Source organism: Sphingomonas sp., from assembly GCF_013812825.1.
Lineage (GTDB): Bacteria > Pseudomonadota > Alphaproteobacteria > Sphingomonadales > Sphingomonadaceae > Sphingomicrobium.
Genome location: NZ_JACCSU010000057.1, coordinates 1 through 11,712, shown reverse-complemented (window position 1 = coordinate 11,712; position 11,712 = coordinate 1). Strand labels below are relative to the sequence as shown.

Annotated in this window: 9 protein-coding genes and 2 pseudogenes; 7 read left to right on the top strand and 4 right to left on the bottom strand. The window is 67.5% G+C overall.

The window, feature by feature from the left end:
* The 5 genes from H0T81_RS07545 to H0T81_RS07525 form a co-directional block, all read left to right on the top strand.
* The coding region (locus H0T81_RS07545; RefSeq protein ID WP_294011480.1) for a peptidoglycan DD-metalloendopeptidase family protein at positions 1 to 706 on the top strand (706 nt) is incomplete at its 5' end.
* Positions 707 to 737: 31 nt separating this feature from the next.
* Positions 738 to 2,078 carry a S41 family peptidase gene (locus H0T81_RS07540; protein ID WP_294011478.1) on the top strand — a complete coding sequence of 447 codons (1,341 nt, stop codon included), beginning with the start codon at positions 738 to 740 and terminating at the stop codon, positions 2,076 to 2,078.
* Between the two features lie 13 nt (positions 2,079 to 2,091).
* Positions 2,092 to 2,616 carry a disulfide bond formation protein B gene (locus tag H0T81_RS07535; protein ID WP_294011476.1) on the top strand — a complete coding sequence of 175 codons (525 nt, stop codon included), beginning with the start codon at positions 2,092 to 2,094 and terminating at the stop codon, positions 2,614 to 2,616.
* Entirely contained in the window at positions 2,613 to 3,149 is a 537-nt protein-coding gene (locus H0T81_RS07530; RefSeq protein ID WP_294011475.1) for a demethoxyubiquinone hydroxylase family protein, read from the top strand. The genes H0T81_RS07535 and H0T81_RS07530 overlap by 4 nt, the downstream gene beginning before the upstream one ends.
* A gap of 80 nt (positions 3,150 to 3,229) precedes the next feature.
* The gene (locus tag H0T81_RS07525) at positions 3,230 to 3,637 is read left to right on the top strand and encodes a hypothetical protein (protein ID WP_294011473.1); all 408 of its coding nucleotides are present in this window, start codon (positions 3,230 to 3,232) and stop codon (positions 3,635 to 3,637) included.
* 18 nt (positions 3,638 to 3,655) lie between these two features.
* Here the strand turns inward: H0T81_RS07525 and H0T81_RS07520 are convergent, their stop codons facing one another.
* Positions 3,656 to 5,416 carry a DUF885 family protein gene (locus tag H0T81_RS07520; RefSeq protein WP_294011470.1) on the bottom strand — a complete coding sequence of 587 codons (1,761 nt, stop codon included), beginning with the start codon at positions 5,414 to 5,416 and terminating at the stop codon, positions 3,656 to 3,658.
* Positions 5,417 to 5,568: 152 nt separating this feature from the next.
* Here H0T81_RS07520 and H0T81_RS07515 point away from each other — a divergent pair, with 152 nt between their 5' ends.
* Both H0T81_RS07515 and H0T81_RS07510 read left to right on the top strand, forming a co-directional pair.
* Positions 5,569 to 6,378: a DUF1206 domain-containing protein gene (locus tag H0T81_RS07515; RefSeq protein ID WP_294011468.1), complete on the top strand. Its 810-nt coding sequence runs from the start codon at positions 5,569 to 5,571 to the stop codon at positions 6,376 to 6,378.
* Positions 6,379 to 6,479: 101 nt separating this feature from the next.
* Positions 6,480 to 7,127: pseudogene (locus H0T81_RS07510) on the top strand (UdgX family uracil-DNA binding protein); the annotation flags it as partial.
* Between the two features lie 7 nt (positions 7,128 to 7,134).
* On the opposite strand, the gene H0T81_RS07505 reads toward H0T81_RS07510, so the two are convergent.
* From H0T81_RS07505 to H0T81_RS07495, 3 genes and pseudogenes are all read right to left on the bottom strand, one after another.
* Positions 7,135 to 9,240, bottom strand: a complete 2,106-nt coding sequence (locus H0T81_RS07505; RefSeq protein ID WP_294011466.1) for a TonB-dependent siderophore receptor — start codon at positions 9,238 to 9,240, stop codon at positions 7,135 to 7,137.
* A 58-nt stretch (positions 9,241 to 9,298) separates the two neighbouring features.
* A complete protein-coding gene (locus H0T81_RS07500; protein ID WP_294011464.1) occupies positions 9,299 to 10,648 on the bottom strand; it encodes a cytochrome P450 in 1,350 nt (449 codons plus the stop codon).
* Positions 10,645 to 11,712 (bottom strand): annotated as a pseudogene (locus tag H0T81_RS07495) (chromosome segregation protein); the annotation flags it as partial. The pseudogene H0T81_RS07495 and the gene H0T81_RS07500, both read right to left, overlap by 4 nt.

The following is an 11,712-nucleotide window of genomic DNA, read 5'->3' as shown; positions in this document are numbered from 1 at the left end:
GGCCGAGCTTGCGGAAGGCCAGAGGCTCGAGCGCGCCGCGCTCGTTGCGCGCCGGTCGCTTGCCCACAGCCGCGACGAACTGGCGGCGCGGCGGCGTGAGTTCGCCGAGCTTGAGACGCGGGCGTTGCGATCGGCGGCGATCAGCGGCAGCGCGGCCTTGGGCGCGGGCGACGTCGCGCTCGCCGTCGGCGAGGACATCGAGCGGCTGGCCGAGGAAACGCGGCGCAACCGCTCAGCCGCCCAGATCGCCGCCGAGATTGCAGCGCTCGGCCCCGCCCCGCCGCGGCCGGGACGAGCCGATGGGGGGCGGGCGCAGCCCGAGCTCGACTACCGGCTTCCGGCCAGGGCCCGCGTCCTCCAGGGGCTCGGAGAGGTCAATTCGAGCGGTGTGCGCTCGCGCGGCCTGACGCTTGCCACTCGCCGCGGCACCGAAGTGAAGGTGCCAGCCTCCGGGATCGTTCGGTTCGCGGGCCCGTTTCGCGATTATGACGGCATCGCCATCATCGACCACGGCGGCGGCTGGATGAGCCTGATCGTCAACGTCCGATCGGCGCTCACGCCCGGGACCAGGGTCGCCGCGGGCGATCGTCTCGGTCGCGCTCTCGGGCCGCTCGGCGTGGAATTGTCCCACAATGGGCGCCACGCATCGCCGGCCCTAATCGCAGGTTCATCTGCAACGCTGTCAAATAAGGCAAAAGGCGGCTAGTCTGGAGCCGCCCGAACAGGACGTACGAACCATGACCATCACCCGCAAACTGCTCCCACCGCTCGCCCTCGTCGGAGCGCTCGCGCTGGTCCCGGTCACCACCAGCTCGCTGGCCGCAGCCGATGTCGCCAACTACGAGGAGCTCGAGACGTTCATGAGCGTCTACGAGCGGGTCAAGGCCAATTACGTCGATCCGGTCGACGACCATACGCTGATCAAGGGCGCGATCGACGGCATGCTCGCGGCGCTCGACCCGCACTCGAGCTATGTCGAGGCGTCCGACTTCCAGACCCTTCGGACCACCACCGACGGCAACTATGGCGGCCTCGGCCTCACCGTTTCGACCGAGGACGGAGCGGTCAAGGTGATCTCGCCGACGGAGGACACGCCAGCCTGGCGCGCTGGGATCAAGGCCGGTGACTTCATCACCCACATCAACAGCGAACTGCTCTACGGCCTGTCGCTCGACGACGCGGTCGAAAAGCTGCGCGGCCCGCCCGGCTCCGGGATCAAGCTGACCATCGTCCGCCCAGGCCGCGAAAAGCCGTTCGACGTGACCCTGGTTCGCGAGCGAATCGTGCTGCGCCCGGTCAAATGGGAGATCAAGGACGGCATCGGGGTGATCAACATCAACACCTTCGCGGCCAACACCGGCGATGCCACCAAGGCGGCGCTGGTGGCAATCGACAAGGCCACGGGCGGCCGGCCGCTCGGCTATGTCGTCGACTTGCGCTCGAACCCCGGCGGCCTGCTCGACCAGGCCATCGAAGTGAGCGACGCGTTCCTCAGCCACGGCGAGATCGTGTCGCAGCGCGGCCGCGAAAAGAACGACATCGAGCGCTATTACGCCAGGCCCGGCGACCTCGCGCACGGCCTGCCGATGATCCTGCTGATCGATGCCGGAAGCGCATCGGCCGCCGAGATCGTCGCCGGCGCTCTCCAGGACCACCGCCGGGCGATCGTGATGGGCGAGCGCAGCTTCGGCAAGGGATCGGTCCAGACTGTTGTCCAGACCGGACCGCAGAGTGCTTTGCGGCTGACGACGGCGCGCTACTTCACGCCTTCGGGCAAATCGGTTCAGGCCGGCGGAATCGATCCGGATATCGTCGTTCCGCAGCTTACCGATCCGGATTACAAGGACCGGCCGCGGGTGCGCGAGGCTGACCTTCGCCGGCATCTGATCAGCCAGGCCAAGGCTGACGACAAGCTCCTCGAGCACGACGAGAAGGCCGATCCGCGCTTCGCTGCGACCGCGGCCGAACTCGAGAAGAAGGGAGTCAAGGACTTCCAGCTCGAATATGCGGTCAAGACCCTCAAGCGGCTCGGCCCCGCGTCGATCGCTTCGGCCGGCAGCCGGCCGAAGACGCGCTAAGATCCGCGGCCGGATGAGCGAGGCCACCCTCGGCCGGCACCCGGCACCGCTCGCGCCGTCCGCGCCCGCGCTCGCCCGGCTGATCGCCCTGCTGCTGCCGCTCGCACTCCTCGGCGGAGCGCTCGGATCGGAGTATCTTGGCGGGCTGGTGCCGTGCGAGATGTGCTACTGGCAGCGCTGGCCGCACGCCGCCGCGATCGTGCTCGCCGGGCTCGCTTTCACCGATACAGCGGCCTCGGGGCGGGCGCGGGCCCTGACCCTGCTCGCCGCTCTCGCCATTGCCGTGTCCGGGGCGATCGGGGTCTATCATGCGGGAGTCGAGCTCGGCATTTTCCAGGGGCTGACGACCTGCGCCACCACCGCCAGCGGCGCGAGCAACACCGAGCTGCTCGACCGGATCATGAAGACGCCGCTGGTGCGCTGCGACCAGGTCCAGTTCGCCTTTCTCGGCATCTCCATGGCCGGCTGGAACGCGATCCTGTCCCTCGGCGGCGCGGCGGTGATCGCCTGGCTGGTTCTCAAGGGGCGGACGCCATGACCGGCTGGCGGCCCGGAGACCGGCGTCCCGACTGCGCGTCGATGCTGCGGGTGAACCAAGCCGGCGAATATGGAGCGACCCGGATTTACGCCGGCCAGCTCGCCGTGCTCCGGCGCAGCTCGCCCGCATCCAAGCTTATCGCCCGAATGGACGGGCAGGAACGGCGCCACCTCGAGCGGTTCAACGCGCTGATGGTCGAACGGGGGGTTCGGCCGACGGTTCTGCAGCCGGTCTGGGACGTCGCCGGCTTCGCGCTCGGCGCCGCCACCGCGCTGATGTCCGAGGAAGCGGCGATGGCCTGCACCGATGCCGTCGAGACCGAGATCGACAAGCATTACGGACGCCAGCTCGAGGAGTTGGGCGACGAGGACCCGGAGCTCGCCGCCGATATCGAGGCATTCCGCGCCGAGGAGGTCGAGCACCGCGACAGCGCCAGAGAGGCTGGCGCCGAGCGTGCTTTCGGCTATCCGCTGCTGACTGCGGCGGTCCGTGCCGGTTGCCGGGTGGCCATCGGGCTTTCAAAACGAATATAGGCCGAAGAGGATCTAGCAATTTTGAAGGAACTTCTGTTCGCACTCGCCCGCTTTAAGCGCTTGAAAGGATGTCATTCCCGATGACGAAACTGATCCTCCCGTTCGCCGCGACCGCCGCCATGGCCGGCGGCCTTGCCGCGTTGTCCGCACCCGCGGTCGCCCAGGGCACCGACCGCATCAGCGAGATCATCGTCTACGGCAACGACCCCTGCCCGCGGTCGACCGACGACGAGGTCGTGGTTTGCGCTCGCAAGCCCGAAAGCGAGCGCTACCGGATCCCCGAGAGGTTCCGCACCGGCGGGCCGCGCCAGACCCGCGAAGCCTGGGCGAACAAGGCGCGCGCGCTGGAGACCGTCGGAGCGACCGGGATCAACAGCTGCTCGCCGGTCGGGCCGGCCGGGTTCACCGGCTGCCTGGTGCAGGTCATCAAGCAGGCTCGCGGCGAAGACAATGAAGCGGCCCGGCAGGAGACTGCTCCGCCAGAATAAGCCCCGTCCTGGCGCGGCTCAGGTCTTCGCTTTCTCGGCCGCGATCCAGGCGTTGATCTGCGCTTCCAGCGTGTCGAGCGGCACCGCGCCCTGGCCAAGCACCGCGTCGTGGAAGCGGCGAAGGTCGAACTTGGCGCCGAGCTGTTTTTCCGACCGCGACCGAAGCTCGCGGATCTTCAATTCGCCGAGCTTGTAGGCAAGCGCCTGCGCCGGCCAGCTGATGTAGCGGTTGACCTCGGCATCGATGTTGGCCGCCGACAGGGCCGTATTGTCGGTCATGTACTGGACCGCCCGCTCCTTCGACCAGCCTTTGGAATGCAGGCCGGTATCGACCACCAGCCGAGTGGCTCGCCACATCTCGTAGCTCAGGCGGCCCATGTCCTTGGCCGGCGTGTCGTAGAGGCCCATCTCGATCCCGAGCCGCTCCGAATAGAGGCCCCAGCCCTCGACGAAGGCGGTGAAGAAGGTGCCGTGCCGGCGCCAGTCGGGCATCGGCAGCTCCTGCTGAAGCGAGATCTGCTGATGATGGCCGGGCACCGCCTCATGGACCGTCAGCGCCGGGACTTCCCATAACGGGCGCTGGTCGAGCTTGGATGTGTTGACGAAATAGAAGCCGGCGATCCCCTGCTCTGGCGAGCCGCTGTTGTAATAGGCGGTCGTCGTGCCGGGAGCGAGCTCGGCGGGGATTTCCTTGATCCCGTACGGCAGCCGCGGAAGCACAGTGAACAGGCCGGGCATCTTGCCGTCGATCTTCTTCGCCTCGCGGGCGACCGCCTGCATCAGCTCCTCGGGCGTCTTTGCGTAATATTTGGGGTTGGTCCGAAGATCGGCGATGAATGCCTCGCGGTTCGGGAAGCCCGCCTTCTTCGCGACCGCCTCCATTTCCGCCCGAATCCGCTTCACCTCGGACAGTCCGAGCTTGTGGATGGCGTCGGCGGACATCCTGGTCGTCGTCATCTGGCGGATTCGGTAATTGTAGTAAGCCGCGCCGTTGGGCTGGGCCGACACGCCGACGGCCTTGTTGCACCTGGGCGCGTACTGCGTCTGGTACCAGGCGAGGTGCTTGGCGTAGGCGGCGCGCAGGTCGCCGCCGATCAGCGCCCTGGCGCGGGCCTGTAGCGCGGCCCAGTCGGACGCGCTGACGGTCGACGGGCGGTTGGCGGCGAACGGTGCGTAGAGCCGCGACCTGGCCGGATCGGCAGGAATGACTCCACTGATCGTGTTCTCGAAGCCGCCCATCGCCGCGCAGGGCAGCGTGTAGCCCTCGTTGAGCGCCCGGGTGCTGATCGCCAGCGCCTCGTCATTGTAGGCGGGATATTGCGCCAGACGGCTCAGATAATTCTCGTAATCCGTCTTGTTGCTGAAGGTGAGCCGATCGCTCAAGCCGGCGATGCTCTGGTGCCAGCCGTTGCGGTTGGTGAACAGCATCATCCGCTGGCCAAAGCGGTTGCCCTCGATCCATTCTTCGAGGCCCCGCTTGAGGATGGCCTTGTTGGCGCGGTCGGCGGGTGTCAGGCCGGCGTCGGGAATTGCGTTCAGCCGGGCGAGGAAGCGCTCCGCCGCAGCGGCTCGGCGGTCTTCCGCGGCGAGGCTGATGTCCCCCAGGCGAGCGTCAAATTGACGATGGCCAAGGGTCGATGCCCAAGTCGGGTTCTCCTGCAGGATGAACGCCCAATATTCGTCGGTCAGCGCCTTGAAATCTTCGGCCGGCCCGGCGAGCGCGGGCGTTGCCAAGGCGAGCGCGGCGGCGGCGGCAAGTGCGAGCGAACGGTAGCGCATCGATTCCTTATTCCTTCCGGATTGATGGCCGCACGCTAAGCGGCGGAGCGGCCGGGCGCAAACCCGGTTTCGACGAGCGCGATTGTGTGGCAGCGTGGCCGCCTGCGTTTGGGCTGCCAGCGCATCCTGCCGAGATGAAAGGAATCTTCGACATGAGCGCCGTCCCGGACGATCTTGCAGGCGAGAGCAAATTCCAGACCTGGACCCGGGTCGGCTTCGCCGCCCGCGGGCTGCTGTACATCGTCATCGCGCTCCTCGTGCTCGGCACCGGCCGGACCGAGGACCTGACCGGGGCGCTCGAATATCTCAACGAGGGCGTTGGCGAGCTGCTGCTGATGGTGCTGGCCGGCGGTTTGGCCACCTACGGCTTGTGGCGGCTTGCCGACGCGGGGTTCGGAATCGAGAATCCCGCGGCCGATGGCAGGGCGCTGAGAAAGCGCAGCGCAGCCGGAGTCGTCGGCGTCATATACCTCTACCTTGCCTACAAGGCCGCGCGAATCCTGCTCGACGGCGACCCCGGTCAGGCCAGCACCCAGCAACAGGCCGATACCGTGCTCGACCTGCCGGGTGGGCGATGGGTGCTCGCCTTCGCCGCCCTGGTGCTCGCGATCGCCGGTGCATACCAGCTCCGCAATGCCATCACCTGCTCGTTCCTGACGCGGCTGGGCGTCGCCGCGCAGGCGCCGGTGGTCAAATGGCTTGGCCGGATCGGCTATGCGTCACGCGGAGTCATCTTCCTTGCGGTCGCCGTCCTGATCGCTCGCGCGGCGATCGACGACAAGTCGACCGAGGCCGGCGGGATCGAGCAGGTCCTCGACCTGCTGTCCGGGCCGGTGCTGTACGGGGTCGCCGCCGGCCTGATGCTGTTCGGAATGTTCAGCATCATCGAGGCGCGATACCGCCGGATCCATGATGCGCCGATGGAGGAGATCAAGCAGCAGATGCGCGATGTCGGGCCCTGAGCTCGCAACAGTGGACCGGCTCGCTCGTTTCGCCTGAACGGAGGCGGCCCATGTCCCAAGACCCGCGCGAACCTTTGTTCCAATTCGCCGAGCAGGGCCTCAAGTCGGCGCTCAAGGCCGAACGGCGGATCGAGCCCGGAAGCAACCTTCGGGCTTCATGGGAAGAGCTGTTGAAGGAGGCGTGCGCCTGCACTCGCTGCGAGCTCTACAAATATGGGACTCAGACGGTGTTCGGCGAAGGCTCGCTCGACGCATCGATCGTCTTTGTCGGCGAGCAGCCCGGCGATCAGGAGGACCTTGCCGGCCGCCCGTTCGTCGGGCCCGCCGGCCAGCTGTTCGATGCCGCGCTCGTCGACGCGGGGATCGACCGATCGACCACCTATGTGACCAACGCGGTCAAGCATTTCAAATTCATCCAGCGAGGCAAACGGCGGATCCACAACAAGCCCGACGCCGGCGAGATCGAGGCGTGCCGGTGGTGGCTCGAGCAGGAGCGCGCGCTGATCCGGCCGGCGGTGACCGTGGCGCTCGGAGCGACCGCGGCGCGATCGCTGATCGGCAAGGTCGTCACCATCAGCCGCTCGCGGGACGAGCCGCAGACCCTGGCCGACGGTTCGGAATGCTGGGTCACCGTCCACCCGAGCTTCCTGCTGCGAATCCCCGAGCCCGACCGCCGCCGCGAGGAGCGAGTAAAGTTCGTCCGCGACCTGAAGCGCATCAAGGCGCGCGCGGAGAAGCTCGCCGCTTGAGGGTGCCTTAAAGGCCCAAGCGCAGGGTTGCCCGGACCGTCCGCGGAGCGCCGGGGGCGATGTTGTTGTCGTTATGCGCGGTCGGGAAATAGTCGGCGCCGAACAGGTTTTCGACGTTGAACTGCGCTTCCACGCCGCGCCCCAGATCGTAGAACAGAGCGGTGTCGACGCGCGCATATCCAGGCAGCGTCACCTGGTTGCTGATCGATGCGTAGGATTTCGAACGCGTGACCAGGCCGAGGCCGAGCCCGAGCTCGCCGGTGACGTCGTAGCGGTTCCACAGCGACAAACTGTGGCGCGGGACCAGCGGCACCTCGCGCCCGTCGGGAGCCGCGGTCGTCGTCTCGGTGATCTTCGCCTTTTGCCACGCATAGCCCGCCGAGATTTGCCAGCGGTGGCTGATGCTGCGCTCGAGCCCGAGCTCAAGCCCGCGGCTGCGCTGGGCTCCGGTCAGGACGAGGCGGCTCGAGTCGAGCGGATCGCGGGCCTGGGTGTTGGTACGGTCGAGCTGGTAGATCGCGGCGGTTGCAAGCAGCCCTTCGATCGGCTCCCACTTGGCGCCGAGCTCGTAATTGTCGAACTTCTCGGGCTTCAGCGCCTCGGTGGTCAGGCTGAGCGAGCTGAACTGGTCGCCCGATTGCGGCAGATAGGACCGGCTGTAGCTTGCGTACAAGGAAAGGCTGCGCGCCGGCTTGAGGATCATTCCCAGGCGCGGCGACACCAGCTCGTCGGTGCGGCGGAAGTGCGCGTCGCTGCTGCGGCTGGCGATGTCGATCGACAAGCGGTCGAATCGCACGCCGGCGACCAGCTCGAACATGTCCGAAAAACGGATCTGATCCTGGATGTAGGCGGCGGCGACCGACGTCCGAATGGCGTTATGGGCGCCATTGGCGAGGAACGTCACCGGCTCGTCGACGGTCACCTGGTCCAGAGGCTGGAAGATCGATCCCGGACTCCCCGGCCGCGAAGAGAAGACGCCGTTGCGGCGCTGGTTGGTGCCTTTTTGGCGGCCAAGCTCGACTCCCAGCAGCAAGGTCTGGTCGATGCCGCCGACGCGAGTGTCCCAGACGAGATCGGTCTGGGAGAACAGGTTCTTGCGCCTGGTCGTGTCGTTGTAGGCGGAGAGCCGAACCTGCCGGGCGCCGTTGACCGAGCCGTTCGGATAGATGTTCTGGTAGAATTTGTCGTAGTCGCCGTAGAGCGTGCGGTTGCGCACGGCCAGGCTGTCGCTGAACCTGTGCTCGGCGCCGATGGTCGCGAGATGTACGTTAGCCTTGGCAAAGCTCGAATCCGGATCGCCGAAGAAGATTCGGTCGAAGCCCTCGAGCGGCTCGCCGGCATCCGACGGCACGCCGCGGTCGGCGGTTCGGCGGTCGCGGAGATACTCGTAAGACAGGTCGATGCGGGTCGCCGGGCCGGGCACCAACGCGAGAGTCGGATTGACCGCATAGCGCTCGAGGTCGACGTGGCGGCGGAAGCTGTCGCCATTCTCGTAGACGCCGTTGACCCTGAGGCCTGCGCGGCTGCCGAGCGGCTGGTCGATGTCGCCGGTCAGGCGGGCTCCGCCCTCGCTGTCGCCGGAGGCCAGGACCTCGCGGTACTGGGCGAGGCCCGAGCGCTTGGTCACTCGGTTGACGACGCCGCCACCGCCGCCGCGCCCGAAGATCATCGCGTTGGAGCCGCGCAGCACTTCGACTCGGTCGAGGTTGTAGAGGTCGCGGAAATATTGGACGTCGTCGCGAATTCCGTCGACGAAGAAGTCGGCGGTGGTGTTGTTGCCCCGCAGGGTGATCTGGTCGCGGTTGCCCTCGCCGGTGCCCGGCGTCGCGCCTGGAACGAAGGTCACGACGTCGGCGATCGAGCGCAGCGCCTGGTCCTCGATCTGGCTCTCCGAGATGATTGTGAGCGCCTGCGGGATGTTTTTGATGTCGGTGTTGGTGCGCGTCGCGGTGACGGTCGAGCGGGCTCCGTATTCCTCGCGCTGGCCGGTGACAACGATGGGATCGCCGGCCTCGGCCATCTCGGCACCGTCAACCGAGTCAGCCTCCGCCAGACCGGGCGTGGCAGTCGAGAGAAGCGCGGCGGCGAAAGTCAGGGTGCGAAGTGACAGCATGATTCGCGCCACTATCGTTAATGATAGTCATTCGCAATAGCAGAACTCGCGGATGGAGCTATTCGCGTCGCGACAGGGCCAGCGGCATGCCGCCCGCCGGCCGCAGAGTCACCGCCCCGGAGAGTTGGACGCGGTGCCCGGGGAGCGGGGAAAAACGATGGCGCGCGAGCCACACCGCGAGGATGGTCAGCCCCTCCGCCATCGCGAAGCGGGCGCCGACGCACATCCGGGGACCGCCGCCGAACGGGATGTACTGGAACCGGTGCCGGCCCTTTCTGGCTTCCGGTGCGAAGCGAGTGTGGTCGAACGTGTCGGGATCGTCCCACAGCTGGCGGTGGCGGTGAAGCAGCCACGGCCACACCGACACCAGGTCGCCGGGCCGGACGTCATGGCCGCCGAGGCAGTCTGGAGCCACCGCTTCACGGTCGAAGCGCGGGGCAGACGGATACAGCCGCAGCGATTCCTCCACGATCATCCGCAGCAAGGGCAGCCTTTCGGGCAGCGCGGCATCGACGCCGCTGGACAGCGCCTCGATCGCTTGCCTCGCGGCCTTGTCCTGAAGTTCCGGCTGCTCCGATAGCAAATACAGCGCCCAGGTCACCGCATTGGCGGTCGTCTCATGCCCGGCGAGGTAAAAGGTCGCGGCGTTGTCGACCGCGAGTTCGATTGCTTCGTCGGCCGGAAATCGCTCCCGCAAGGCGTGGATCATCCGGGTCACGAAATCGTCGGGCGCACCGCCCGCCAGCCGCTCGCGAACCAGCTCGGTCAGGGTGCGGCGAAGGTAGATCTGGCCGCGGCGACCGCGATAGCCGCGCACCGAAACCGGGATCATCGGCAGGTTGAGAAGCACCTGCAGCCGCGCCTCGCTGACTCCCGCCAGGGCCGCTGCGATATGCGCCATCGCTTCGTCGCTGGTCAGCCGCTCGTCGCCGCTGAACAACGCGTCGGAGATGATCCGCATGGTCGCGGCGGTCGCTTCGCGCGCGACATCGCGAGTTCCTTGCGTCCAGCCCGACGCAGCGCGCTCGGCGACGTCGACGAACACCGGCACCAGCGCATCGACCGCCGGCGGAGTGAAGCTGGCGGCGACGATCCGCCGCTGCTCGCGCCACAGGCCGCCGTCGGAGCTGAGCAGGCCGCTCCCGATGACCGGCGCCAGCAGCCGCTTGACCAGCTTCGGCTTCTCGTAATTGGCCGCATTGTCGAGCAGCACACGCTGGACCGACTCCGGCTCGAGCGGGATGTGAACCCGATAGCCGAGCACATTCCGGATGAGATGGGGCTCGCGAAACGCCCGTTCCGACCAGCCGTAGACCAGCGTTCGCGCCCGCTCGCCGACGAAGCCGCGCCACACCGGCACGGGGCCGGGCCCACGGTCAGGGAACGGAGGGACGAAATGGCGCGTCATTCGGCGGCAAGCAGGGTCGCGGCGCTCAGGTCAACCGAGACCAGCCGGCTGATGCCCTTTTCGATCATCGTCACCCCATAGAGGCGGTGCATCCGGCTCATGGTCACCGCATTGTGGGTGACGATCAGATAGCGAGTGTCGGTCTCATGGGTCATCCGCTCGAGGAGGTCGCAGAAGCGCTCGACGTTGGCGTCGTCCAGAGGCGCGTCGACCTCGTCGAGCACGCAGATCGGCGCCGGGTTGGTCAGAAACAACGCAAAGATCAAAGCGATCGCCGTCAGCGCCTGCTCGCCGCCCGACAGCAGGGTCAGGGTCGACAGGCGCTTGCCCGGCGGCTGCGCCATGATTTCGAGGCCAGCCTCCAGAGGATCGTCGCTTTCGACCAGCTCGAGATGCGCCTGGCCGCCGTCGAACAAGGTCCGGAACAGGCTTCGGAAATGCGCGTCGACTTTCTCGTAGGCGGCCAGCAGCCGCACCCGGCCTTCGCGGTTGAGGCTGCCGATCGAGCCGCGCAGCCGGTGGATCGCCAGGGTCAATTCCTCGGCCTCGGCCGCGCCGCTGGTCCGCGCCTCGTCGATCTCGGCCAGCTCCTGCTCGGCGACGAGGTTGACCGGGCCAAGCCGCTCGCGGTCGGCCGTGAGGCGCTCGAGCTGCGCGGATTCCGCTTCGGGATCGCGAATCTCATCGGCATTGAAGCCGAGCTTTTCGGGCAGCCGCTGGGGAACGCACTCGAAGCGCTCGACGCAAATCCGCGCATATTCGGCGCTGCGGGATTGCTGCGCCTCGGACCGCGCAGCCGCGGCGGCCCGGGTTTCGCGAGCGGCGGCCAGGGATTCATTGCCCTGCGCAACCTCGGCGGCAACCTCGGCGACCGAGCGCTCCGCTTCCTGCTCGGCCTCGGCGGCGGCGGCGACGGTCGACTGGTTTCCGGCGATCGCCTGCTCGAGCTCGGCGATCTCCGAGTCGAGCTTGCCAGGCTCGGCTTGCAGCTCGGCGCGCTCGGCCGCCTGGCTTTTCTGCCGCTCGATCGCCTGGCCGAGCCGCGCCTCGGCGTCGCTCTGGCG

What these genes read in the sequence shown, in the direction of transcription:
- H0T81_RS07540 (WP_294011478.1), top strand. Translation starts at nt 738, where the DNA reads ATGACCATCACCCGCAAACTGCTCCCACCGCTCGCCCTCGTCGGAGCG.
- H0T81_RS07535 (WP_294011476.1), top strand. Translation starts at nt 2,092, where the DNA reads ATGAGCGAGGCCACCCTCGGCCGGCACCCGGCACCGCTCGCGCCGTCC.
- H0T81_RS07530 (WP_294011475.1), top strand. Translation starts at nt 2,613, where the DNA reads ATGACCGGCTGGCGGCCCGGAGACCGGCGTCCCGACTGCGCGTCGATG.
- H0T81_RS07525 (WP_294011473.1), top strand. Translation starts at nt 3,230, where the DNA reads ATGACGAAACTGATCCTCCCGTTCGCCGCGACCGCCGCCATGGCCGGC.
- H0T81_RS07520 (WP_294011470.1), bottom strand. Translation starts at nt 5,416, where the DNA reads ATGCGCTACCGTTCGCTCGCACTTGCCGCCGCCGCCGCGCTCGCCTTG.
- H0T81_RS07515 (WP_294011468.1), top strand. Translation starts at nt 5,569, where the DNA reads ATGAGCGCCGTCCCGGACGATCTTGCAGGCGAGAGCAAATTCCAGACC.
- H0T81_RS07505 (WP_294011466.1), bottom strand. Translation starts at nt 9,240, where the DNA reads ATGCTGTCACTTCGCACCCTGACTTTCGCCGCCGCGCTTCTCTCGACT.
- H0T81_RS07500 (WP_294011464.1), bottom strand. Translation starts at nt 10,648, where the DNA reads ATGACGCGCCATTTCGTCCCTCCGTTCCCTGACCGTGGGCCCGGCCCC.